This window comes from Alteribacillus sp. HJP-4, assembly GCF_042139015.1.
Classification (GTDB): domain Bacteria; phylum Bacillota; class Bacilli; order Bacillales; family Marinococcaceae; genus JBHIKY01.
Map to the genome: position 1 here is coordinate 1 of NZ_JBHIKY010000005.1, position 24,524 is coordinate 24,524.

Below are 24,524 nucleotides of genomic sequence, written 5' to 3' on the forward strand. Positions count from 1 at the left end.
GACTGCCCACTTCACTTCATTTGAATATACGTTTTTGCCCATGCAAAAACACCTCCGAATTAGTACTTTGTTTAAGTGTACCATTCCGAAGGTGTTTTATAGTGTCTCGTTAATTTAGGTTAGTCTACTGCTTATCTAATGCAGTTCCGGCTTTTTTCACGCATTCCAAGGCGAATCGAAATGCTGACGCAGTCCTTTCAAGGAAGTTACTATTTTTTTTGGTTTTTTCTATTGAAGCCATCCATTTCTTGTTCCAGCTCTTTTAAAATTTCTTCTTTCATTTCAGCTCTTTCCTGCATTTTCGCCACTGTTTTTGCCTGCTTCGTATCCTCAATGAACATTTTGAGCATCGAAACGACCATCATGCTCATAATAATGGAAAATGGCAGCGCTGCGACAATGGAAGCTGTCTGCAGCCCTTCCAGACCGCCGGATAACAATAATACAGCAGCAGTGCCTGCAATCAACAAGCCCCATACTAATTTTGCAAATAACGTCGGGTTAAGGCTTCCTTTCGAGGTCATGGCACCTAGAGTGTAGGAAGCGGAATCTGCTGACGTAATAAAGAAAATAACGATAAGCATGACAGCAAGACCGTTCGTAAGCCCGGCGAGAGGGTACTCCTGCAGGGTGGCAAATAAAGCAAGCTCAACGGTATCATTCACAATATTAACGATACCTGCCTGACCGGTCAATTCAAGGTTCAGCGCAGCTCCGCCAAAAACGGCAAACCAGATGACCGCAAGCAGTGAGGGGATAAGAAGAACCCCGGCGATAAATTCCCGGATCGTACGGCCGCGGGAGATCCGCGCTATGAACATTCCCATGAACGGTGCCCACGAAATATGCCAGGCCCAATAAAAAATTGTGTTTGCACCGATCCAGCTGCTGTCTGTAAAAGGGGTCATTGATAAGCTCATCTCAGGAAAATTAGATATATATCCTCCGAGCGACGTAGTGATGTTTTCCAGTAGGTAGATCGTCGGTCCGACAGCGATGACAAAAAGCAGGAGAATACCTGCGACTGTCAGATTTATAACACTTAAATACTTTATTCCCTTATCGAGCCCGCTTGCTGCGGAAAACATAAACAATACGGATATAATTGCAATAATCGTCAGCTGGGTGACAGGTTCATTAGGAAGTCCGGTCAAATAGGAAAGACCACCGCTTATTTGCATGGCACTCAGGCCAAAGGTAGTCGCTACCCCGGTGGACGTGGCAAGAACAGCCAGTATATCAATGCTCTGTCCTAACCTGCCGCGCACTTTGTCACCAAATAAAGGATAAAAGGCGGAGCTGATCAAAGCCGGCTGATCTTTTCTGAACTGAACATATCCGAGAGCAAGAGCAACAAGTGAAAAAATAGCCCACGGATGCAGGCCCCAGTGAAAAATACCGTACTCCAGCCCGAGCTGGGCGGCTTCTGCCTGAGATTCTACATCCTGTCCCAGTGGAGTATCATCAAAATATAGGATCGGCTCAGCCACACCCCAGAAGACAAAACCCACACCGATACCGGCTGAAAAGAGCATGCCAAGCCAGGCGTAAAACGAATATTCAGGCCTGTCCTCCGGTTTTCCAAGGCGCAGCCTTCCGTAGGGGCTCACTGCAAGAAAGAAAATAAAGCCCACAAAAAAAGCGGCTACAAGCATATACAGCCAGCCGAATGTATGAATGGTAAACTCCAGTGCTTCTGTAGCCGCTGCTGCGAGCTGGCCGGGGCGTATGAATCCCCATACTACAAACAGGGCCACAAAAACCGTGGACACAAGAAATACGAGTCCTGGTTTTTGTGTGTTGTATGTATATTTTTCTTTTGCCAATGGATCCACTCCTTCTAGCTTTCCGCTGCAGTATTAGATTGTGAGACAGATGTAGGGGCCCGGGCTGTAATGGCCGGCGGTAGGCTCAGCTTTCTTCAAAGCGCTTCAGATCATTTTTATGGCCAATGACGATTAACACATCGTCCCGATAGATCTTATCGTTTGCCATTGGAGAAATATTAATATTCTTTCCACGCTTAATACCGAGGATAGTGACACCGAATTTGGCACGAATATCAAGATCTATTAAGGTCTTGCGGTGCATATCATCGGTAGCCCCAATTTCTACGATGGAATAGTCGTCCGAAAGTTCTATATAATCGATTACTTTGTCAGACATGAGATGCTGGACGATCCGGTTTCCCATGTCATGCTCAGGGTGAATAATCTTGTCTGCGCCAATCTTATCAAGCACTTTATGATGGTAATAATTCTGGGCCTTTGCCCAGACGGACTCTATCCCCATATCCTTTAAAAGAAGAGTGCAGAGAATACTTGCCTGCAGATTATCGCCGATAGCTACAATAACGTGATCAAAGTTCGTAATTCCCAGGTTGCGCAGCGCTTTTTCGTCGGTGCCGTCTGCAATGGCGCTGTACGTAGAATCATTTACCATTTCATTTACCTTATGCTCGTTGACATCAATGGCGAGCACATCATGGCCGAGCTTGTGGAGCTCTGTACTTACACTGATGCCAAAGCGCCCCAGACCTATTACTGCAAATTGTTTTTTCACGCTGCTTCGCCTCACTTTTACTGCATTTCCATGACTGTAATGTACCTCTCGTGAAAAGACTTTGTCAATAATGATTCAGTACCTAAAACTTCCACTTGAATAAAAGAACGTATATTCGGTATAATAAATACAAACAAGTGTTCGTTTTTGGGAGGGGAGAAGGATTATGCAAATAAAAGAAGAAGAACATATTATGATTCATTACTTTATTCTGCTTCCTCTCGTCAAAAAAGTATTAGAAAAAGATCTGCAGTTGTTTGAAGAGGGGCCTTTTAAAGTGCGTGATCCCTATTTAATGATGGTGCAGGAATCGCTGCGCATGCTTCATGAGGATATGCGCCACATCAAAAAATATATGCACGGCCATAATATGCAGGTGAGCTTTGAAGAAAACGATGGCACTTTTTCCCGCTATTCTTATGCGTGCCGGGGTTATGAAGGTGCAAGCAGCTATTTGAACGCAAATTTAAAGCGTCAGGCTCGCCATTGCATGGAAGCGTATTTTCTGAAACAGTCTCCCCTGAAGTCCGATAAAGTTCTTCATTCTTAATTTGTCAGAAATTTTCTTTAAGCAAGTTATTCAAAAGATATTGCAACATACGTTATAATATAGGAAAGCGTATAAAAGCGCTTTCATATCTTCCGGAAAATAAGCTTCAGTGTTCCGCCATCCGGACAGGGGAAAGGAAGTATAGTTTTGCCTATTACCATTCTGTGCTCGGGCTTTGAGCCGTTCGGAGGGATGGCAGTAAATCCAACTGAACAGCTCGTGAAAGACATTGAAAGAGAGTATACGAACGAAGACGTCAATATTCAGAGCTTCGGACTGCCGGTCGATTATGAGACATGTGCCGATCAGCTGATAGAAGCCGTCATCAAGAATAAACCAGACGCTGTTTTTGCCTGCGGACTAGCATACGGCCGCAGTGCCGTAACAGTGGAAAGGATCGGAATTAATGTTCAGGATACGATCGGAGAAGGTCAGAAAGGAGATAACAGAGGACGGAAGCCTGTCGACGACCCGATTGTCGATGGAGGACCGGATGGACTCTTTGCCACGCTTCCCATCCGGAGTATTGTGGAAAGACTGAGACAAGATGACATTCCGGCGCGAATATCGAATACAGCAGGGACATATATCTGTAATACGACCCTGTACAGGTTAATGTATGAGATAAAGAGAGAAAGCCTGGCAACCAAAGCGGGATTTATTCATTTCCCAGCCACGCCGGAGATGACAGCAGCTGACACAGCGGATACTCCATCTATGAGTTACTTTATGCAGAAACAGGCACTCAAGGCAGCGATTGACGAGACCGTAATATCATTGAAAAATAACAAATTTAGTAAAAATGCGTTTTAAAGGTGCTTTAAACGGGTAAAGTCTTTATAACTAATACTATCTTTCCATAATGAGCGGGGAGCATATACATTGACCGTTCACTAAACCAACAGCCAATAACCGGCATAGAACCGGTGAAAGGACAGGGGGTTCGACGAAAATGTTACATCCAACGCATGAACAGCATTTCATGAAAAAGGTAAAATCTGCAAAAAACGGCAGGCGCCCTTCCAGACAAGTGCTTCAGTCGCTTTACGCACAAATGACGATGGAATATTCCGTATTCCATTTCAATAAAGACCGGCTTCAGCGGATGATTGATGATTCATTGGATTGTAAGGACCCGGAAAGTTTTCAAGAGCTTACCAAGGAGTATAACGCACTGATCGGTGAATACCGGCACGGAAAAATTATTTCTGAACAGGGCTATGAAATTGAATTAGATTTTAAAATTAAATAGCACGGAAAACTATTTATGCCCCGCATCAAGTAAAATTGCTGCGGGGCCGTTTTTGTATAGGACGAAGCGGTAACGAATAAGTAGAGATTTCTGCCCATCCATTACACTCCGGGAACAACGTGGTTTGCCGGACATGAGTTCCGTTATTGGCAGAAAAGTAGGGTGAAATTCCCGTCATTTAGGCAATAGAGATTCCGAAGCTGAAATATAAGAAGCAGAGAGCAGAGCCCATCCAAATAAAATTATAAGCTGCATGACGATAGTAGAGTGCGGCTTTTTGCTGTGAAGTAAAGTTTTCCATAAAAACAGCATGGTGTTTGCAGCTGTTATTCTCTATACTAAATAATAGAAAGAAAACAGGAGGGACTCACCGTTGATTTTATCAGACCAGACTATCAGAGAAATGATGGACGCAGATACGCTTCGTATCGATCCGATTAATGATCATCAAATACAGCCGGCATCCGTAGATATCAGGCTCGGCAACCATTTTTTGAAAATAGATGAAAATGCGATTGAATCAATCGCACTTGACGAGCCTGCAAAATATGTAGAGTTTGAGAGCGACGAAGTCATTATACCGCCTCACTCTTTCCTGCTTGCCACGACAAGAGAATACATAAAACTGCCGGAAAATCTGACGGCCTTTGTAGAAGGCCGAAGCTCCATCGGACGAATGGGCCTGTTTATTCAGAACGCCGGGTGGGTCGATCCGGGATTTGAAGGAGAAATCACGCTGGAGCTTTATAACGCAAACCGCCTTCCAATCCGCCTAAAAGCAGATAGACGCATTGCCCAGCTGGTGTTTGCGCAGATGGATAAGGAAGCAGGGACGCCATACCGCGGAAAATATCAGGGACAGCGAAAAGCCGTGGGGAGCCAGGTATATATGGATAAGGAAGTCAATCCAGGCTGAATACTGGGACTTGAATAATGGGCGGTGCTTTCTTTATTTAACAATTACTAGAAAAAGCCGAAATAATAGATGACGGGGTTTAGGTAGTTGTGGAGAGAGGGGACATCATTGATAAGGAAAAGTTCATTCCGCATATTACATAAGAAAGCATTGGTCATTGCAATCACTTATTTTCTCGCTGGATGTATGTGGATTAGTTTATCGGATCAGCTCCTGTTACTGCTGGCTTCCGAAGGAGAAAATCCCGGGATGGTGCAAACCTATAAAGGCTGGGTCTACGTTTTTGTAACAACGATTTTATTATATGCCGCAATATCGCTCTTTATCGAGAAAGAAAGCAATGAAAAAAAGAGAACGCTGCAGGCAGACCGCCGCTATCGGATCCTCTTTAACAGTATACCGGATATGTTGTTTATTGCTCCAAAACCAAAAATAAGTACGAAGCTGATATTCACGGAAGCAAATGAAGCGGCCTGGAGGCAGCTTGGATATGCAAAAAAAAATATAAAATCTTTTACATTTGAAGGAATTGCTGCCCCATCTCTAAAAAAAGGCGCTTCTGCCCAGGCGCAAAAAATAGCCGAATTGCCGGAATGTAAGTTTGACTGGGAGTGGGAAAGGTCAGACGGAGAAATTCTCCCTGTAGAAATACATACAAAACAGGATGTTCTGTCCGGAGAGCCGGTTATCATTGCCGTGGCACGAGATATCTCAGCCTACAAGAAAGCGGTCGAGGACATTCATCAGCTCTCTCATTATGACCGGCTGACAAACCTCCCCAATCTCCGTTATTTCAGGGAGCAGTTAACCCAAAACATTGGACCGAACCAAAAAATAGCCGTTATCACGTTAAATATCAACCGGTTTCGCCGCATTAATGAAACGAAGGGGCTGCAAACCGGTGACAAAATCCTCATGCAGATAAGCCAGCGTATAAAGTCAATTCTTCATTATCAACAGGTGCTTGCTAGAAAAGCAAATGACGAATTTTTGCTTTTCAGCAGGTTTTCAGATGATAAAGAGATTATCCAGCTGATCGAACATATCCAAAGCCTGTTTCAACGGCCGCTTGTCCCGGTAAAGGAAGAAATATACATATTGCTTACCGCCGGTATCGCCTTTGTGGGCAAAGACGGTACTGAAGCGGATGAGATGATTCAGAGTGCAGATATTGCACTTTCCCATGCCAAAAGGACCGGCAAGTCCTATGATTTTTACAGAAAAGGAATGGAGCAGGAAGCGAAGGAGTTTTACCAGCTTGAAAATGACCTTTACAACGCCGTCGTAAAAAAAGAACTCTATCTTGTCTATCAGCCGTATGTAAGTTGTCAAACGGGTGAGCTGATGGGAGTCGAAGCGCTGGTCCGCTGGAAGCATCACGAAAAAGGAAGCATTCCTCCTGGTATATTTATCCCCGTGGCTGAGGACAACGGTTACATACAAACACTAGGACACTGGATTCTTCATCAGGTGTGCCGGGAGATGGCAGTATTTCTACAAAAAAAAACCGGGCGGACAGTCTCTGTCAACATATCAAGCATACAATTAGAAGACCCGGCCTTTGCCAGTGAGCTTTATGACCTGGTTACTGCCTATGATATAGAACCGCGCCAGGTCGTTTTAGAAATAACAGAGCGGACAACCATGGACATGAAGCAGATGATGCCGGTTCTTCACAGCTTAAAAACAATGGGATTCCCGCTGAGCCTGGATGATTTTGGGACGGGATACAGTTCCTTGAGCCAGTTAAAGGATTTACCTATTGATACTTTGAAAATAGACCGGTCCTTTATTAAAGATATGACCAAAAAAGAGCAGAATCTAGCGATAGTCAAAACGATTATCGATACAGCAGATAGTTTGAATTTGAATGTCATCGCAGAAGGCGTAGAAAATGCCGAACAGGCCAAACAGCTGCTTACGTTAAGATGTCATTATTTTCAAGGATATTATTTTGCAGAACCCGCCCGCCTTCAGGAGTTAAAGCTGGGAAAAAATGCATAAACCCTGCTGGGACAAAAGTAAATTATTTATTGCAAAAATCCAGACGATTCTACTGAATCTGTCTGGATTGTTTGTTAATTATGTGTTTTCAAAATATGCTCCGTCCAAACGCTTCGCTTTCCGCGGGCACGACTCACTCATTTTGACTACGCAAAGGAGCTGATTTCTCAATCAAAGAAATTAATATTCGTCTTTCAAGATGCTATTTTTATTTGTCTTAACTTCTTCGTACGCTCATTTTTTGACTTAAATTAATATGGTGTTTATTCTTCGATTGAAGAACGGAAGGCGGCGACTCCGGGTCGATTAAAACCGGCCACGTCCTGTGGCCAACATCGACACTAACACCTCCTGTGCGTCGCGGGATCAGCGCCGTCTGAAAATCCATTCTGCCGAAGCTTCGCTGAGACAGAATTAGTTGAAGACAAGCCCCGCGGAAAGCGTCCGCCTGCAGAGATGAAATCAACAAAACCCATACTTTCTCTGTTTTTAAAAAAGTGGCTGGGACAAAAGAAAATTATTTATTGCAAAATCCAGACAATTCTATTGAATATTTGTCTGAGCCATATTTTTGTACATACGGTCGTGAAAAGTTCCCATTTCTATGTGTTACAAGTTTTTTTGAAGCTAACTGAATTAGAAAATGTTATAATAGGAGCATTGTGAAAAAGATACCCCAAATTTGGGTAAGAATAGAAAGAAGGACATTTTCATGAGTTTTTCCGGAGAAAAAGCGGTTGTTGTTTTCAGCGGAGGCCAGGACAGCACCACCTGTCTTTTCTGGGCATTGAAACGTTTTGAAGAAGTGATTGCGGTAACGTTTCATTACGGTCAGCGTCATGCTGATGAAGTTGACGTGGCAGCCAGCATTGCCACAGAGCTCGAAGTGGAGCACCACGTGCTGGACATGGGGCTGTTGAACCAACTGGCGCCGAACGCTCTCACGCGCGAGAATATTGAGGTAACTGCAGGAGGAAAGGGGGAGCTTCCCTCAACATTTGTGGAAGGGCGCAATCTGCTGTTCTTTTCATTTGCATCGATTCTAGCCTCTCAAAAAGGGGCCAGGCACATTGTTACTGGAGTGTGTGAAACTGACTACAGCGGCTATCCGGACTGCCGCGATGTGTTTGTAAAATCACTGAATGTATCATTAAACCTCGCTCTTGATAAAGAGCTGGTTCTGCATACCCCGCTAATGTGGCTTAACAAAAAAGAAACGTGGAAACTAGCAGACGAATTAGGCAGATTAAGCTTTGTGAAAAACAAGACCTTAACCTGCTACCACGGCATCCGTGGAGATGGCTGCGGAGAATGCCCTGCCTGCAGGCTGCGGCAGGACGGCTACCTTCAATATATGGATGAAAAGGAAAGGGAAAACTAATGCTTCATCAATTTTATCCTCAAGTGATGCATGACTTCAGGTATGAACTGAATAAGGATATGCATTTAGCAGCTGCTCATTTTATTCCAGATAGTGCTGCAGGTAAATGCATGGATATTCACGGGCATACGTATGTGATAAACGTTACGATTGCCGGCGATGAACTGAATCATACAGGCTTTCTGGCGGATTTTAAACTATTGAAGGAGATCGTGCACAAACGCTACGATCATACTCTTTTAAATGACAAGGTAGAATTTAATGATCAGAAAGATCCGGCTGCTTTCCCTACGACGGAGGTTGTCGCAAAAACGCTCTGGAGCTTGATTCAGCGGGAGCTTGACAACTCTGAAAATAAACCTCGCTGTCTTCAGGTGCTTGTTCGTGAAACACCGACAAGCTATGTAATGTACCGCCCAAAGAAAGGAGATTTTGAGTGATGAAAAAAATCCCCATACTAGAAATCTTTGGGCCGACGATTCAGGGAGAAGGAATGGTTATCGGACAAAAGACAATGTTTATTCGCACTGGGGGCTGTGATTATCGCTGTTCCTGGTGCGATTCTGCGTTTACATGGGACGGCTCGCAGCAGGCCGTATTAATGACGGCTCCGGAAATCATGGAGAAGCTTAAGGACGCCGGTGGAAAGAATTTCAGCCATGTGACCATTTCTGGAGGCAATCCAGCTCTGCATAAAGGCTTAGCAGAAGTGGTGGAGATGCTTCAGCAAAAGGGGATCCGTACTGCAGTTGAAACACAGGGAAGCATATGGCAGGAATGGATGCTCGATATTGACGACGTGACCATTTCACCGAAGCCGCCCAGTTCTACTATGAAAACGGAATGGGAGCAGCTTGATTATTATGTAAAACGGTTAATCAGCCGTCCAGGAAAAAGCATGAGCCTCAAAATCGTGATTTTTAATGACAAAGATCTTGATTATTTAATACAGGTGCATGAACGCTATCCATCCGTCGAAATGTACGCCCAGACCGGAAACGATGAGCTGAGCGCCGAGGACAGCAGACAGCTGCGCGACCATCTGCTTGAGCGTTATCAGTGGCTTATTGAGAAAGTGACGAACTCAGAAAAATTAAACAGTGTCAAAGTTCTACCGCAGCTTCATACTCTGCTGTGGGGCAATAAACAAGGTGTGTAATGAAAGGAGCAGCCAGCATATGCCAGACCAGAATAGAAAAGATGTGGATCAGCTTTCCCATTTAGGAAGTGAAAATACTGTCTACACTTTCGAATATGATCCGACCCAGCTGGAGTCATTTGAAAATAATCACCCCGGCCGTGATTATTTTGTGAAATTTAACTGTCCAGAGTTTACAACGCTTTGTCCAAAAACTGGGCAGCCCGATTTTGCCACCCTGTATATCAGCTACGTGCCGGATAAGAAAATGGTGGAGAGCAAGTCGCTGAAGCTGTATTTATTCAGCTTCCGAAACCACGGCGGCTTTCATGAGGAAGCGGTTAATATGATTGTAAATGATTTAGTCGAGCTGATGGACCCCCGCTACCTTGAAGTGTGGGGAAAGTTTACTCCCCGTGGAGGAATTTCGATTGATCCGTATGTTAATTACGGCCGCCCTGGTACAAAATATGAAGAAATGGCAGCTAAGCGGCTGTTATACCACGATATGTATCCGGAAACGATTGACAACCGGTAGAGCGCCAGTTTTCTAAAGTAATCGCTCAGCTCATACAGGTGAAGAAGATTGTGACTTTGTAATACAATGAAAAAACCGCCGGGGCACATATCCCGGCGGTTTTTACTTCTCCTGATTCGGTGTTGCTTCTCTCTCGGCAGCGAGTCTTGCCTGCTTTTTTAATATTTCCATTTCTGAGCATATCAGTTCATAGCGAACCTGGCCGGATTGGCGGCATTTTTCTTTACGTTCCCGGCAGCGCTGGGCAGCCGCAGAAGGAGACTCCTTTACTTTCCTGGCTGAACCAGCTGTCTTGGTGCGGGATGTTCTGCCATCTTGTGGTGCAAGCAGCAGGCCAGCCGCTGCGGAGATCAGCAGCCCGGCACCAGCTCCTGCCAATAAAGAGCCGCTGGATTTCCTGCTCATTGGGCTTGATTCCCTTCTTTAATTTCCTTTAACGTCTTACGCTTTTGTGTTAAATAGTAGCCTAAAGCAAGCACGCCATATATTCCGCCAAGATCTCTGCGCTGGGTCTCTTCTTTTCCTTCTTCTGTATTGCGTTTCATGGACATCGTCATATCCACGAGGGAGGACGACAGCTTTCTTGAGGCTTCTCCTGCATCGCCGACAATGTAAAAAAGAGGATTCAGTGCGCGCAGTTTTTCATTCAAATCAAGGATGGTTTCGTTGCTGTTATGAATAACCAGCTCAGATTGATTCATAACCTCCTCAAGCTGCTCCGGCAGCTTTTCGACCGTCTTATCAACATCGGCAAGCACCTTTGTTAAATTCGAAAGAACTTTAATTAAAAAGATAACAAGTACAGCAAATGCAATGCCAAAAATAAGTATTCCGATTCCTAGCAGATCCATAATGAAAACCTCCTGTTAAGGGTTGATTGCTTCTGTATTTTTAAATTCGACATCTTTTGATTAATTCCTTTCTTCATTTATCACATTGAGCATATCACCCATATATTCCCCAATTACCGGAACGGCCTGCAGCTGCGCTAAAATAAAAATGAGCAGTGCAATAAACAAACCAGCACCGATCGTCAGTCCGACGCCTCTTGCGATTCCTGCAATCAGATTCGTTTTGACAACCTCTCCTGGTTTAGTGTAGTGATAAGCCATATCTTTCATTCGTGATTTTGTCGTAATCTCATCGAGACGCTCGACAACTTTTTCCAGCTTCTTTACATCTTCATGTTCAGGCGGCCGTTTCTTTGTCTCCAGCCGTTCATTGCGAACCTCTCGTTCTGCGCTCACACTAACCCTCCTATTCCTGCATACAGAAAGCTTTTGATGTCTTCTTTTAGACTGATACCCCGGCAAACTTCGCTTCAAACCAAACATCTTAAAATACAGAAAATACTCTTACAGGCAGTAAATAGTTTGGATCGAAAGAAATTATCAGGGAAAGAATGATCGGTGCTGTTTTTGAAAACGATCAGCGAAAATCTCGATGTGATCAGCGGAAATTTGAAATTCATGAGCGAAATTTGGAAAATGATCAGCGGAAAATTAAATTTGATCAGCGAAAATTCGAATTTGATCAAACTGCCAGATCAAACTTCGGCACTCCCTATATGAAGAATTAATAACATGTACCGATATAATAAAAAAAAGGGGGCAGGCCATGACATCGGAACAATCGCTTCTGCAGGAAATCATTGTGATGGAAGGCAGCTTTGGGACAGGGGCCGGAAAAATTGTTGAGCTCAAACAAAATGTGTTTGGAATCGAATGGCTTGCCGGCATTAAAGAAAATAAGCCTGCAGCCGGGAATCTCGTCAACTGTCAGGTGGACCCGGTGGCTTCCGGACAAATTTACAGATTAAAAGCAGAAGTATTAACTTTTCATTCCTTTGATAATCGTCAAATTGTAAGAATTGCAGTAAAGCATTCCGAAATCTCCCAAAATAAAAGGCATCATACGCGGCTGACACTCCTCGGCTATTTTTCAACACCGGGTGCAGCAAGGTGGCGCTCGTTTCCGCCGCGTGATTCTCCCTGGAATAAGGGGGAGGTTATGGATATCGGAGAAGGAGGGGCTCGTCTGCTTACCAATACTTATTACGATACCGGGCAGCTGATTGAATGTGAAATAAAAGAGCCTGTGTTTACAGTGGCAGAGCTTGTGCTGGCAAAGGTTACATCTGTAAATGAAAGACCAGGAAAAGGTTATCAGCTCGCTATGCAGTTTTTGAATTTATCGAGAAAAAATACAAGGCGGATAAAGCAGATGGTCGAAGCTGCAGGCAGGAGGATGGACAATAGAAAAATATATAAAAAATAAACGAAGACTCTGACCGCGGTCTTCGTTTATACTTTAATGGTTTAATTTTATTAAAGAATAAAAGCATAAGCTGAGGCTGTCGCCTTTTAGAATGGGCGGCAGGCCAGGTTTTTCTTTATTTTCTCTTAAACATGAGTCAAATGCACGTAAGCGTTTTTCATCATATGATCGTGATGGATATAAGAATCATAAACCATTCGCAATGCTTCCTGTTCGTCTCCAATGGACTGAACTGCTTCGCTGAAGGAAGCCTCTAGAAAAGGATCCGTATTTACCATCTGTCTCATTCTTTCTGCGTGAAACTCCATCATCTTTTCCCCCTTCTCGCTGCAATTTCTTTTACTACTAAGATATGCTCAAACTTTAAAAATGACCTCTAGGCCACTAGGAAGATGAGCGAAATATTATTGCTGAATCTGGTCGTACAAGGAGTTGAATTTCTGGGCTGCATCGGTATCCTTTTCCGTGATGCCGCCTTCATCGTGTGTCGATAAATGTACGGTAATATCGGTATGATCGATAATAATTTTAGGATGGTGCTGCACTTCTTCGGCGTATTTCGACAATTCATCCACAAAAGAAATACCAGTAAGAAATTGGTCGAACGTATAAATTTTACCAAGCGTTTTCGCGTCTTTTCGTTTCCATCCGGCTAAATCCTGCAGCTTTTCTTCAATCTGTTCATTTCGCAGCGTGGACATAAGCTACCCTACCTTTCTTAGCTGTGTTACATGCAGTATACCCATGGAAAGCTTTTCTCTAAACGTTGAAAGGAAAAGCGTAATTTTTTCACGTATGGGGAAAAGATAGGAAAGAAGGGGGTCGAACTAAATGTTAACGAAAAAGCTGGGAATTTGCCGAACGGAATATGGCAGGCTCATTGAAGTGCTGGTATGCTCTCCAGAAGAAATGAGAATTGAAGAAGTAATTAATCGAACACAGGAGAAATATGAAGAAATCGATCAAACGAAAGCGGTGGAAGAGCATAATTATTTTGTTCTCTTGCTTCGGGAGCACGGGGTTCATGTGCACTATCTGAAGCCCTCCGAAAAAATGCCTGAACAGGTGTTTACTAGAGATTTAGGATTTACCTCCGAACAGGGGATTATTCTCGGTTCGATGCGCACAGATATAAGACGCCCGGAAACGAACCGGTTTGAAGTCTGGATGGAGAAAAACGGCTGGGCGTATGACCAGATTACAAACGCACCATTAGAAGGAGGGGATGTCCTTCTGAGCGGAGATACAATATATATCGGGGAAAGCAGCCGCACAACGAGCGCTGCAATAGAGGCTGTCCAGGGAGCATTTTCTGATTATCAGGTAGTAGTCCTTCCTTTTGCGAAAGAATATCTGCACCTCGACTGTGTCTTTAACATACTTTCCGAGGACACTGCTCTGCTGTTTCCCGATGCACTGTCTGAAGAACATGTCAGCGTGCTGGAGAATAAATTCCATATCATACGTGTAAAACCGGAAGAACAGTTTTATCTAGGGACAAATGTACTGTCGATCGGAGAAAAAAAGGTCTGTAGTCTTCCGGAAAATAAGCGGATCAATGAAGAAATGACCGCACGGGGGTTTACCGTGCTGCCGGTGCCATTTTCTGAAATTATTAAATCGGGGGGATCCTACCGCTGCTGTACGTTTCCACTTATCCGAGAATAGCCAGGGTAATAAATATGGAGCGTCGGGGGCGCCTTATATGGAGTCGAGCGCATAATTGGGAAAGGATGTAATTCAAAAGTAGGCAGCCGCATGGTTGACCTCAAAGAAGCGAAACAGCACCTCCGCGTACGTCTCAAAAAGGTTTGGAAAGCTAGCTTGCTTCGTTAACGAAGGATGTACATTCAGCACGGAAACTGATACATTTAGAGGAGAGCGGTTATTTCAGCGTATTTTATTGAAGAAAATGTAAGATAATAATCGGGAAAAGTGGATTGACAAACAAAAAAAAGTTTTTTAAAATATTAGATGCAGACTGACTAGTCGGTCTAAACTCCGTATTGTTTGTGTAATCGCTTACTTTTTATGGAAATCATAAAGTGATACTTATTCAATGGAAAAGGAAGGTGCCAGATGTTTAAAAGAATACTTATAGCGAACCGGGGAGAAATTGCCGTTCGGATCATCCGGGCCTGCAAGGAAATGGATATTGAAACTGTTGCAGTTTACTCCGAAGCGGATCGTGAAGCGCTGCACGTACTTATGGCCGACGAAGCATACTGCATCGGGCCGAATTCCTCCGCAGAAAGCTACTTAAAAAAGACTAATTTAATTTCAACTGCATTAAAAACTGGTTCAGAAGCTGTGCATCCAGGTTACGGATTTCTCGCAGAAAATGCAGAGTTCGCAGAAATCTGTGCTGATCACGATCTTACGTTTATCGGTCCTTCTCCGGAAGCGATCAATAAGATGGGTGCCAAAGCTGTAGCAAGAGAAACGATGGAAGCGGCCGGCGTTCCGATTGTGCCGGGAACAGATGGAATTATAAACAATGAAGAAGAAGCCGCAGACACAGCAGAGGAGATCGGCTACCCTGTCATAGTCAAAGCGACAGCAGGCGGAGGAGGAAAAGGAATGCGGGTCGCCAATGATCGATCCGAACTAAAAAAAGCGATCAGCATGGCTCAACAGGAAGCAGCTACTGCTTTCGGCAACTCCGGTGTTTACATGGAGAAATTCGTTGAAGAGCCGCGCCACGTAGAAATTCAAATTATGGCGGACCAGCATGGGAACGTCGTTCATTTCGGGGAGAGAGACTGCTCCATTCAGCGCCGGCATCAAAAGCTTGTCGAAGAAGCGCCATCACCTGCCCTCGATGAGAATACGCGCCAGGCGATGGGAAACGCCGCGGTGAAAGCTGCGGAAGCGGTCCAGTACTGCGGAGCCGGCACCGTCGAATTTTTACTGGATAAACATAAAAAGTTTTATTTCATGGAAATGAATACTCGAATTCAAGTGGAGCATCCAGTGACCGAAGAAGTGACCGGTATTGACTTAATAAAAGAACAGATACGGGCTGCTGCAGGTGAGAGGCTCACCGTAAAGCAGGAGGATATTGTAATTGAAGGATGGGCGATTGAATGCAGGATTAATGCGGAAAACCCGGAGAAAAACTTTATGCCCACTCCTGGCAAAATAGATATGTACCTTCCGCCCGGCGGATTCGGGGTACGCGTCGACAGCTCCGTTTACCCAGGATATGCGATCTCTCCTTACTATGATTCAATGGTAGCAAAGCTGATTGTCCGTGGGAACACCAGGGAAGAGGCAATTTCAAGAATGAAGAGAGCGTTGTCAGAATTCGTGGTAGAAGGGGAAGGGGTAGAAACAACCATTCCATTTCATTTAAAATTATTCTCACACGAAGTATTTGTATCAGGTGAGTTTAATACGAAATTTTTAGATCAATATTCTATTATGGATTAATGGAATGATTCTCCATTCAGAAAGCAGGTGATACAGAATGCCGGAAAAGTCGACAAAGCAGCGCATTACAGAAGCAGCACTGAAATTGTTTGAGGAATCTGGCTTTCACGCAGTAACTGTAGATAAAATTGTGAAAGAAAGCAATACTTCTAAAGGCGGCTTTTACCACAATTTCAAATCGAAAGATGAACTTTTATATACGATACACGATTCTTTTATCACCTATATCATCGATAAAGCAGCAGAAGCACATTCGAGCTACGACACTCCTGCAGAAAAACTTTATGAGACCGTCCGCTCCTTCGTGAAAATGTTTGAGCTTTACCGTGCTCATGTAACAGTTTTTTATCAGGAAAGCCTGTATCTGTCTCCGGAGTATTTTGACAGCATCAAAAAGAAACGAAGAAAATATAAAGACATGATGTTTACTGTGGTGGAGCAGGGCAAGCAGCGGGGTGATTTTCGAGAAGAGCTGCCGGTTCCGATAATGTCGATGGCGATTTTTGGAATGATAAACTGGACGTATAAGTGGTATAAAGCGGACGGGGAATACACCGTTCAAGAAATTGCAGACATATATGCTGACCTGATTATGCAGTCGGTACTGACAGAACAAGCCCGCAGCAACCCGGCTTATCAACGATTCTTTCTTAAAGAAAATTCTGTAAAATAATGTACTTATAAAGGAGTGTCACACCAATGTATAAAGTAAGTGAGATTAAAGAATTGATTCGTGCCCTGGATCGCTCAAGTGTAGGAGAAATAGAAATCCGGGGGGAAAACAAAACTAAGCTGACGCTTCGCAAAGAAAGTGTAGCTCAGGCAGTTTCAACAGCGGACACCGCAGCACCTGCCCCGGCAGCTGCTCCGCCACAGCCAGCACCCCAGGCTCAGCCCCAGACCCCTGCTCCATCAGATTCCAGGGAACAGGAGTCGGCGAAGGCAGCGCCTGAGGATAAGGAAACGGACAGGCAGGATGATACTCTTCATAAAATAACCTCCCCTATGGTTGGTACGTTTTACCGATCCCCATCACCGGATGCAGATCCATACGTAACGCAAGGAAAGAAAATCAGTGAGGATTCCGTGGTGTGTATTGTGGAAGCAATGAAACTAATGAATGAACTTGAAGCAGAAGTGACAGGAGAAATTGTAGAAATCCTCGTTGAAGATGGTGAACTGGTAGAATACGGCCAGCCTTTATTCCTTGTCAAAGCTTCTTAATATCCAAGGGCTGCCCACTTTAGACGTTTGCATCTAAACCGGCATGCCCTTCTTTAATGTGAATAAATTTCATAAGTCAATTTCACAATAACAAAAGCAAACATAACAGCTATGTGCTGGCAGGTATTCATCGGCCTGGAGTCGTCGCCTTACGGTGTTGATCTATTAATATGTAAGCGTTTACTATGATTTTTTGAGTACCAGGCAGGGAAAGGTGGCATTTTTGATGAGTGATATGTTTGACAAGATAGAAGAAATGGAAGACAGACGTGAAAAAGTAAAGCTGGGGGGAGGTTCGGAGCGTATTGACGCCCAGCATGACCGCGGCAAGCTGACAGCGAGAGAAAGAATTGACCTGCTTGTTGATGAACGGAGTTTTATTGAGCTCAATCCGTTTATTGAAAACCGCGGCCTGGACTATGGGCACGCAGAAGCACCTGGAGAAGGAGTCGTAACTGGATACGCGAGAGTAAACGGCAAGCTGATATTTTTATTTGCTCAGGATTTTACGGTGTACGGGGGAGCCCTGGGGGAGATGCATGCTCTAAAAATTGCGAAAACGATGGATCTGGCTGCCGAAAATGGTGCCCCGATCATTGGTTTGAATGATTCAGGAGGCGCTCGAATTCAAGAAGGCGTACTGTCTCTTGATGGATATGGTCATGTGTTTTACCGTAATTCCATATATTCCGGCGTCATACCGCAGATTTCGGTGATCATGGGTCCATGTGCGGGAGGAGCTGTTTATTCTCCGGCTATCACCGACTTTGTTTTTATGGTGGAAAAAACGAGCCAGATGTTTATAACGGGACCTAAAGTAATTGAAAGTGTTACAGGTGCGAGCATTAACACAGAGGACCTTGGCGGTGCAAAGGTGCATTCCTCGAAAAGCGGAAATGCTCATTTCACAGCGTCAAGTGAGGAACAGGTACTCAAGGACGTCCGTCGTCTGATCAGCTACCTGCCTGCGAATCATGAAGAAAAGCCGCAGCCGTTTCCTCCGAAAAAACCAGTGGATATGGAAGAAAGGATCGAGGAATTACTTGATATTGTGCCGGTCGACAGTACAAAGGTGTATGATGTCAGAAAAGTAATCCGCTGTCTTCTTGATGATGAAGACTTTATGGAAGTCCATGCCAGCTTTGCCAAAAATATAGTAGTCGGCTTCGGCCGCATCAACGGCGATACGATCGGGATTGTCGCTAACAATCCAAAAATGATGGCAGGAGGACTTGATATTGATTCCTCAGATAAATGCTCGCGCTTTATTCGTTTTTGTGACTGTTTCAATATCCCTCTCATTACTTTCGAGGATGTGAGTGGATTTATCCCAGGTGTTCAGCAGGAGCATGGCGGGATTATCCGGCACGGTGCAAAAATTCTATACGCCTATTCTGAGGCGACGGTCCCTAAAATAACGGTTATTTTACGCAAAGCCTTTGGCGGGGCGTATGTTGCTTTAAACAGTAAAGCCATTGGAGCAGACCTCGTTTTTGCCTGGCCGAATGCAGAGATTGCGGTGATGGGTCCGGAAGGCGCAGCTAACATCATTTTTGCCAAGGAAATCCGTGAAAGCGATCATCCTGAGGAAACTAGGCAGGCAAAAATACAGGAATACCGTGAACGATTTGCGAATCCATATATAGCAGCTGGTAACGGTATTGTCGATGATGTGATTGACCCGCGTGATACAAGAAAGTCTTTAGCCAGTGCTCTTGATATGCTGCGGAATAAGAAAAAACAACAGCCGAATAAAAAGCACGGCAATATCCCGTTGTAGGCGGAAAGGAGCTGCGTTATGGAACAAAGCACTCTGCACTCTTTGCTTAAAAATATTTGTGATTTCCCGGTGCCTTCTGAACAAGAATGGTGGGAAACAGCTGAGAAATCTTTAAAAGGCAAACCTGCTGACAAAGCGTTATATACAGAAACGGACGAGGATATTACGCTCCAGGCATTATATCGGATAAAAGATCGGGAAGGCCTGCCATTTGTTGAATCGCTGCCGGGGCAGTATCCGTTCATACGCGGAGCAAAAGCGACTCCACTGCCGTGGAAGATTGTCCAGGAAATTCATGAGCAGACACCGCAAGCAGTAAACACCGAAATAAAAAAAGGACTTAAAAAAGGGCAGCAGGGTGTCTCGCTGCGCTGGAAGGACGGAGTAAAGCAAGGCGTTCCGCCAACGGAAAACGACAAGCCGGAAGGAAGCTTTTTCCATTGTAAAAAAGACGCAGAAACGATATTAAAGGATATCGACCTTGACGGAGTGACACTTCATATTGAAACGGGAGCACATCCAGAAGCTATATTTTCAATGTGGGCAGCAGTGCTGCAGGAAAAAGAGGCACTTCAGCTTGTTGAAGGTTCGCTCGCTTCTGATCCGCTGGGGGAATGGCTGCGGACCGGGCGTTTATACACAAAGCTTGATATATGCTTTGATCAACTCGCACGCGTGACTGAATGGAGCCGGACAAAGCAGTCCAGGCTCAAAACAGTGCTCGTCTCAGGAGAGGTTTATCACAACGGTGGAGCGAGTGCAGTAGAAGAATTGGCTTATACAATGGCCGCAGGAGTGTCCTATTTACGGGCATTAATTGAGCGGGGGCTCACCGTGGATCAGGCTGCAGCCGCGTTCCAATTTACTTATTCTTCGGGGTCGCAGTTTTTTATGGAGATGGCCAAATTCCGTGCAGCACGTGCATTGTGGGCGAACATCCTGTCTGCTTTTAATGTCGAAGAGAATCAGCGCGGGATGACTATTCATGCCAGAACCTCTGCCCGGACAAAAACAGAGTACGATCCGTATGTAAATATGCTGCGCGCAGTCACCGAAGCGTTTTCTGCAGCAGCCGGAGGAGCAGACAGTCTTCACGTCAGCCCGTTTGACGAAGTATTTCAGCGGCCGATTGATTTTTCGAATCGGATTGCCCGCAACACGCAGATTATTCTGCAGGAGGAAGCGCATATTGGAAGAACGCTTGATACAGCAGGGGGTTCCTATTTTATCGAACGGCTGACGCATGAGCTTGCTGAAAAGGCGTGGGGTCTTTTTCAAGAGGTTGAAGGAAGAGGCGGATTAGAGCAGGATCTCCGTGAAGGAAAAATACAGGCGCGCATCAAGCAGTGCCGCGATGAAAGAGAAGAAAAAGTTCAGACGAGAAAGAATGTATTTATCGGAGTGAATAAATACCCTAATCTCGACGAACAACGTGTTTCAGTGACTCCTGATCCTGACAAGAAAGCAGTGGCTGCTTATGTTAATGCTTTCAAGAGAGAAAATAAAAAGACAACGGCATCGAAAAGCTATTATGCGAGCACAGATCAGGCAGTATCTGCTGTTGCCAAAGGAGTATCCGTTTCAGATGCAGCCATTGCAGGAGGAAGAAGGGAGAAACCAGAAATAATTGAAGCACTTCATCTTCATCGTGAAGCGGAACCGTTTGAAAAGCTTCGAAAGCAGGCAGAAGCGGTGAAAAAACGTGCAAAAGCGCCGCTTAGTGCCTTTCTATTAACTTTAGGTCCGCTTGCCGAGCATAAGCCACGGACTGATTTTACGACAGGATTTTTGCAGACCGGGGGATTTGCCATTACCCAGGCAGAAGGCTCGGACTCGGTGGAGGAGGCCGTAGAAAAAGGAGCCGCTGCTACGGAAAATATTATCGTGATGTGCGGTTCCGACACTTCGTACGAGGAGATAGGCCGTGCCGCCATTGAAAAATTAAAGGGAAGTTCCCCTTCTAAAACGTTGCTTCTCGCCGGAAGGCTTACGAAAGAGGAAGAAGCTGACTGGAAAAGCGTCGGTCTGGATGAGGTAATTCATGCGAAATCAAATGTGTATAAGACGCTGAAATGGCTCCACGAAAAGGAAGGAGGACCACAGCATGACGACTCCTGATTTTACGAAAATTGAATACGATGCGGTACTGGCTTCTGCGGATCATCACAAATGGAAGCAGCAGGCGGAGCATGAGCAGGAAGATTCAGACAAGAAGCTGACCTCCTCCACGGTGGAAAATATTCCGATAAAACCCGTGTATACAAAGGAAGATACAGAGGGGCTGCCGCACACGGATTATGTTTCCGGTATCGCCCCTTTTTTACGGGGGCCGTATCCAGCGATGTATAAAACAAGGCCATGGACAGTGCGTCAATATGCTGGCTTTTCTACAGCGGAGGAGTCGAATGCATTTTACCGCCGCAACCTTGCCGCCGGCCAAAAAGGGCTTTCTATCGCTTTTGATTTAGCTACACACCGCGGCTATGATTCCGATCACCCGCGCGTCGTAGGTGATGTCGGGAAGGCAGGCGTTGCTGTGGATTCAATTCTAGATATGAAGCTGTTATTTGACGGCATACCGCTCGATCAAATGTCAGTTTCGATGACGATGAACGGTGCGGTCCTGCCGGTTATGGCTTTTTATATTGTGGCAGCGGAGGAACAGGGGGTCAGTCAGGAGAAGCTAACCGGGACCATCCAAAACGATATATTAAAGGAATATATGGTCCGCAACACTTACATTTATCCACCGGAAATGTCGATGCGGATTATTTCCGATATTTTTGCTTATACGTCTGAGCATATGCCGAAGTTTAACAGCATCTCTATTTCCGGCTATCATATGCAGGAAGCCGGAGCAACCGCGGACCTTGAACTCGGCTATACCCTGGCTGACGGTCTAGAGTATGTAAGAACCGGTTTAAAAGCTGGACTTGATATTGATAAGTTCGCCCCGCGCCTGTCTTTTTTCTGGGCTATCGGAATGAATCATTACATGGAAATAGCAAAGCTGAGAGCAGCACGGCTTTTATGGGCCCGCTTAATCAAGCCGTTTCAGCCGAAAAATGAAAAATCCCTGGCACTGCGAACCCATTCGCAGACATCGGGATGGAGTTTAACTGAACAGGATCCATACAATAATGTCGTGCGGACGTGCATTGAAGCGATGGCGGCTGCGATGGGCCATACCCAATCTCTGCATACAAATGCTCTGGATGAAGCAATTGCCCTCCCTACGGATTTTTCGGCAAGAATTGCCCGAAACACACAGCTTTATCTGCAGGAAGAGACCGGGATGACGAATGTAGTCGACCCATGGGGAGGATCTTTTTACATGGAACGTCTCACGGCGGAGCTGGCAGAGAAGGCATGGGGCCATATCCAGGAAATCGATGAAGCAGGAGGAATGACAAAAGCAATTGAGACAGGCCTTCCAAAAATGAGAATAGAAGAAGCTGCCGCCAGACGTCAGGCCCATATTGATTCTGGGCAGGAGACGATTGTTGGAATTAATAAATACCGATTGGAAAAGGAAGATCCACTTGATATTTTAGATATTGACAATACAGCCGTCCGCGAAGCACAGATGAAACGCCTGGAGAAGCTCAGGAAAGAGCGCAGGGATGAAGATGTACTGAAGTGCCTGGAGGCATTGACTGAAGCTGCTAAAAGCGGCAAAGGAAACCTGCTTGCACTTGCAGTAGAAGCCGCCAGGGCGAGAGCCTCTCTTGGAGAAATATCTGACGCGGTAGAAAAAGCGGCAAGCAGACATCAAGCTGTGATCCGTTCCATCAGCGGTGTATACAGTGCTGAATTTGGAGAGAAAGAGCTTATGGATGATGTAAGAAATTTAACGGATGCGTTCGCGGAGGAGGAAGGGCGCCGTCCGCGGATTATGATTGCAAAAATGGGGCAGGATGGTCATGACCGGGGGGCGAAGGTTATCTCTACTGCGTTTGCGGATCTCGGCTTTGATGTCGATATCGGGCCGCTGTTTCAGACTCCGGCTGAAGCAGCAATGCAGGCTGTGGAAAATGACGTTCATATTCTCGGCATGAGCTCTCTTGCTGCAGGGCACAAGACGCTTCTGCCGCAGGTGATTGAAGAGCTTGAAAAGCTGGGCCGGGGCGATATTGTTGTAGTCATCGGCGGTGTCATTCCGGCCCAGGATTATGATTTTCTGAAGGAAAAAGGAGCGGCAGCTATCTTCGGACCGGGCACCGTCATTCCGGCAGCGGCCAAAAAAGTCATGGAGGAAGTAAGAAGCCGTCAGGAAGATGCCGATGAATGATCAAGGGAAGCACAAATTTCGAAAGCGTTCCCTGACAGTGGAGGAATTTACCGACGGTGTCATAAACGGCAATCGAGCAATTATTGCCCAGGCGATTACGCTCGTGGAAAGCAACTCCCCAAAGCATTTTGAAAAAGCGCAGAAGTTGCTGCAGAGAATCATGCCATACACCGGTAAAGCAATCCGGGTCGGCATTACCGGTGTCCCAGGGGCTGGAAAAAGCACTTTGATTGAAGAGTTTGGAGCTATGCTGTGTGTACAAGGAAATAAACTTGCAGTGCTTGCCGTAGACCCTTCCTCTAGTGTGAGCAGAGGCAGTATCCTCGGAGATAAGACGAGAATGGATACATTATCTAAACATCCGAATGCCTATGTGCGCCCGTCCCCATCCGGCGGAGCACTCGGAGGCGTCGCCAGGAAAAGCCGTGAAACAATGCTGATTTGTGAGGCCGCCGGATACAATATTATTTTTGTTGAAACAGTAGGGGTCGGACAGAGTGAAATCACAGTGCGTTCCATGGTTGATTTTTTTCTCGTCCTGATGTTAACCGGCGGCGGTGATGAACTGCAGGGAATGAAAAAAGGAATTATGGAAATCGCTGATGCCATTTACATTAACAAAGCCGACGGAACGAACAAACAGGCGGCACTGAATGCGAAAGCTGAATACAATCGTCTCCTTCATTACCTGCAGCCGGCGACGCCAGGCTGGGAAACAAGGGCATTTACCATTTCCGCCTTAACTGGCGAAGGCGTGCCTGAACTGTGGGACATGATCACCTCGTTTGAGGAAAAAATGAAAAAAAGCGGGTTTTTTGAAAAACGACGGGCCGGCCAGCTGGCAGATTGGATGGACCGTCTCATAGAAGAGGAATTAAAAAATAGATTTTATCAGAATGCTTATATTAAAGAAACACTGCCAGAGGTGAAACGGCAGGTAACGGCAGGGGAAACGCCGCTTGCCCGTGCTGTGCAGGAGCTGATACAAACGTATCAGCAATCAGATAAATTTTAGAACATCAGCTAGTAAGATCAGGGAGCTGACCAGTCGCGTCATAAGCATACGAAAACAGGCCAGCTGCGGATGGATTTCACTGCCGGCCTTTTTCGTTGTACTTAAAGAAACTTTCAAAACAAAGCCAAATTGCATGTCATTCACACCGTGCCCTTACCAGATTA

The 24,524-nt window shown here is 45.3% G+C and carries 26 protein-coding genes; 18 read left to right on the forward strand and 8 right to left on the reverse strand.

Annotation, left to right across the window (positions count from 1 at the left end):
• Positions 1-209: 209 nt before the first annotated feature.
• Together ACE4RR_RS05660 and ACE4RR_RS05665 are read right to left on the reverse strand one after the other, a co-directional pair.
• Positions 210-1,826 carry a BCCT family transporter gene (locus ACE4RR_RS05660; protein ID WP_375534435.1) on the reverse strand — a complete coding sequence of 539 codons (1,617 nt, stop codon included), beginning with the start codon at positions 1,824-1,826 and terminating at the stop codon, positions 210-212.
• A gap of 85 nt (positions 1,827-1,911) precedes the next feature.
• Complete coding sequence (locus tag ACE4RR_RS05665) at positions 1,912-2,562, reverse strand: potassium channel family protein (RefSeq protein WP_375534436.1); 651 nt, start codon at positions 2,560-2,562, stop codon at positions 1,912-1,914.
• Positions 2,563-2,728: 166 nt separating this feature from the next.
• Between ACE4RR_RS05665 and ACE4RR_RS05670 the strand changes: the two genes are divergently transcribed.
• From ACE4RR_RS05670 to ACE4RR_RS05690, 5 genes are all read left to right on the forward strand, one after another.
• Positions 2,729-3,112, forward strand: coding sequence for a YhjD family protein (locus tag ACE4RR_RS05670; RefSeq protein ID WP_375534437.1), 384 nt, complete (start codon positions 2,729-2,731; stop codon positions 3,110-3,112).
• A 147-nt stretch (positions 3,113-3,259) separates the two neighbouring features.
• Positions 3,260-3,925, forward strand: coding sequence for a pyroglutamyl-peptidase I (locus tag ACE4RR_RS05675; RefSeq protein WP_375534438.1), 666 nt, complete (start codon positions 3,260-3,262; stop codon positions 3,923-3,925).
• A gap of 139 nt (positions 3,926-4,064) precedes the next feature.
• Positions 4,065-4,364, forward strand: coding sequence for an IDEAL domain-containing protein (locus ACE4RR_RS05680; RefSeq protein WP_375534439.1), 300 nt, complete (start codon positions 4,065-4,067; stop codon positions 4,362-4,364).
• Between the two features lie 373 nt (positions 4,365-4,737).
• A complete protein-coding gene (gene dcd / locus ACE4RR_RS05685) occupies positions 4,738-5,280 on the forward strand; it encodes a dCTP deaminase (RefSeq protein WP_375534440.1) in 543 nt (180 codons plus the stop codon).
• Positions 5,281-5,388: 108 nt separating this feature from the next.
• Positions 5,389-7,284: a sensor domain-containing protein gene (locus tag ACE4RR_RS05690; RefSeq protein WP_375534441.1), complete on the forward strand. Its 1,896-nt coding sequence runs from the start codon at positions 5,389-5,391 to the stop codon at positions 7,282-7,284.
• 217 nt (positions 7,285-7,501) lie between these two features.
• Here the strand turns inward: ACE4RR_RS05690 and ACE4RR_RS05695 are convergent, their stop codons facing one another.
• Entirely contained in the window at positions 7,502-7,753 is a 252-nt protein-coding gene (locus ACE4RR_RS05695) for a hypothetical protein (RefSeq protein ID WP_375534442.1), read from the reverse strand.
• Between the two features lie 243 nt (positions 7,754-7,996).
• Here ACE4RR_RS05695 and queC point away from each other — a divergent pair, with 243 nt between their 5' ends.
• Genes queC through queF form a run of 4 tightly spaced genes read left to right on the forward strand, consistent with a single transcriptional unit; the run spans position 7,997 to position 10,341 of the window.
• Positions 7,997-8,665 carry a 7-cyano-7-deazaguanine synthase QueC gene (gene queC, locus ACE4RR_RS05700; RefSeq protein ID WP_375534443.1) on the forward strand — a complete coding sequence of 223 codons (669 nt, stop codon included), beginning with the start codon at positions 7,997-7,999 and terminating at the stop codon, positions 8,663-8,665.
• Positions 8,665-9,105, forward strand: coding sequence for a 6-carboxytetrahydropterin synthase QueD (gene queD / locus ACE4RR_RS05705; protein ID WP_375534444.1), 441 nt, complete (start codon positions 8,665-8,667; stop codon positions 9,103-9,105). The genes queC and queD overlap by 1 nt, the downstream gene beginning before the upstream one ends.
• Positions 9,105-9,824, forward strand: coding sequence for a 7-carboxy-7-deazaguanine synthase QueE (gene queE, locus ACE4RR_RS05710; protein ID WP_375534653.1), 720 nt, complete (start codon positions 9,105-9,107; stop codon positions 9,822-9,824). Before queD ends, queE begins: the two co-directional genes overlap by 1 nt.
• 19 nt (positions 9,825-9,843) lie before the next feature.
• A complete protein-coding gene (gene queF / locus ACE4RR_RS05715; RefSeq protein ID WP_375534445.1) occupies positions 9,844-10,341 on the forward strand; it encodes a preQ(1) synthase in 498 nt (165 codons plus the stop codon).
• A gap of 102 nt (positions 10,342-10,443) precedes the next feature.
• Here queF and ACE4RR_RS05720 read toward each other — a convergent pair whose 3' ends face one another.
• Genes ACE4RR_RS05720 through ACE4RR_RS05730 form a run of 3 tightly spaced genes read right to left on the reverse strand, consistent with a single transcriptional unit; the run spans position 10,444 to position 11,588 of the window.
• Positions 10,444-10,746, reverse strand: a complete 303-nt coding sequence (locus ACE4RR_RS05720) for a YtxH domain-containing protein (protein WP_375534446.1) — start codon at positions 10,744-10,746, stop codon at positions 10,444-10,446.
• Entirely contained in the window at positions 10,743-11,192 is a 450-nt protein-coding gene (locus ACE4RR_RS05725) for a DUF948 domain-containing protein (protein ID WP_375534447.1), read from the reverse strand. Before ACE4RR_RS05725 ends, ACE4RR_RS05720 begins: the two co-directional genes overlap by 4 nt.
• Before the next feature lie 60 nt (positions 11,193-11,252).
• A complete protein-coding gene (locus ACE4RR_RS05730) occupies positions 11,253-11,588 on the reverse strand; it encodes a DUF5665 domain-containing protein (protein ID WP_375534448.1) in 336 nt (111 codons plus the stop codon).
• A gap of 370 nt (positions 11,589-11,958) precedes the next feature.
• On the opposite strand from ACE4RR_RS05730, the gene ACE4RR_RS05735 reads away from it, so the two are divergent.
• Positions 11,959-12,618 carry a PilZ domain-containing protein gene (locus tag ACE4RR_RS05735; RefSeq protein ID WP_375534449.1) on the forward strand — a complete coding sequence of 220 codons (660 nt, stop codon included), beginning with the start codon at positions 11,959-11,961 and terminating at the stop codon, positions 12,616-12,618.
• Positions 12,619-12,743: 125 nt separating this feature from the next.
• Here ACE4RR_RS05735 and ACE4RR_RS05740 read toward each other — a convergent pair whose 3' ends face one another.
• Positions 12,744-12,929 carry a hypothetical protein gene (locus ACE4RR_RS05740; RefSeq protein ID WP_375534450.1) on the reverse strand — a complete coding sequence of 62 codons (186 nt, stop codon included), beginning with the start codon at positions 12,927-12,929 and terminating at the stop codon, positions 12,744-12,746.
• Between the two features lie 93 nt (positions 12,930-13,022).
• Positions 13,023-13,319, reverse strand: coding sequence for a 4a-hydroxytetrahydrobiopterin dehydratase (locus tag ACE4RR_RS05745; protein WP_375534451.1), 297 nt, complete (start codon positions 13,317-13,319; stop codon positions 13,023-13,025).
• A 130-nt stretch (positions 13,320-13,449) separates the two neighbouring features.
• Here ACE4RR_RS05745 and ACE4RR_RS05750 point away from each other — a divergent pair, with 130 nt between their 5' ends.
• From ACE4RR_RS05750 to meaB, 8 genes are all read left to right on the forward strand, one after another.
• Complete coding sequence (locus ACE4RR_RS05750) at positions 13,450-14,286, forward strand: dimethylarginine dimethylaminohydrolase family protein (protein ID WP_375534452.1); 837 nt, start codon at positions 13,450-13,452, stop codon at positions 14,284-14,286.
• A gap of 411 nt (positions 14,287-14,697) precedes the next feature.
• The gene (gene accC / locus ACE4RR_RS05755) at positions 14,698-16,050 is read left to right on the forward strand and encodes an acetyl-CoA carboxylase biotin carboxylase subunit (RefSeq protein WP_375534453.1); all 1,353 of its coding nucleotides are present in this window, start codon (positions 14,698-14,700) and stop codon (positions 16,048-16,050) included.
• Positions 16,051-16,087: 37 nt separating this feature from the next.
• Positions 16,088-16,723 (forward strand): TetR/AcrR family transcriptional regulator, encoded by a 636-nt coding sequence (locus tag ACE4RR_RS05760; protein WP_375534454.1) that lies wholly within the window; start codon positions 16,088-16,090, stop codon positions 16,721-16,723.
• Positions 16,724-16,749: 26 nt separating this feature from the next.
• A complete protein-coding gene (gene accB, locus ACE4RR_RS05765) occupies positions 16,750-17,274 on the forward strand; it encodes an acetyl-CoA carboxylase biotin carboxyl carrier protein (RefSeq protein WP_375534455.1) in 525 nt (174 codons plus the stop codon).
• A 226-nt stretch (positions 17,275-17,500) separates the two neighbouring features.
• Positions 17,501-19,054 (forward strand): acyl-CoA carboxylase subunit beta, encoded by a 1,554-nt coding sequence (locus tag ACE4RR_RS05770; RefSeq protein ID WP_375534456.1) that lies wholly within the window; start codon positions 17,501-17,503, stop codon positions 19,052-19,054.
• A gap of 18 nt (positions 19,055-19,072) precedes the next feature.
• Positions 19,073-21,172 carry a methylmalonyl-CoA mutase subunit beta gene (locus tag ACE4RR_RS05775; protein WP_375534457.1) on the forward strand — a complete coding sequence of 700 codons (2,100 nt, stop codon included), beginning with the start codon at positions 19,073-19,075 and terminating at the stop codon, positions 21,170-21,172.
• A complete protein-coding gene (gene scpA, locus ACE4RR_RS05780) occupies positions 21,159-23,345 on the forward strand; it encodes a methylmalonyl-CoA mutase (RefSeq protein WP_375534458.1) in 2,187 nt (728 codons plus the stop codon). The genes ACE4RR_RS05775 and scpA overlap by 14 nt, the downstream gene beginning before the upstream one ends.
• The gene (gene meaB, locus ACE4RR_RS05785) at positions 23,338-24,360 is read left to right on the forward strand and encodes a methylmalonyl Co-A mutase-associated GTPase MeaB (protein ID WP_375534459.1); all 1,023 of its coding nucleotides are present in this window, start codon (positions 23,338-23,340) and stop codon (positions 24,358-24,360) included. The genes scpA and meaB overlap by 8 nt, the downstream gene beginning before the upstream one ends.
• Positions 24,361-24,524: the final 164 nt, after the last annotated feature.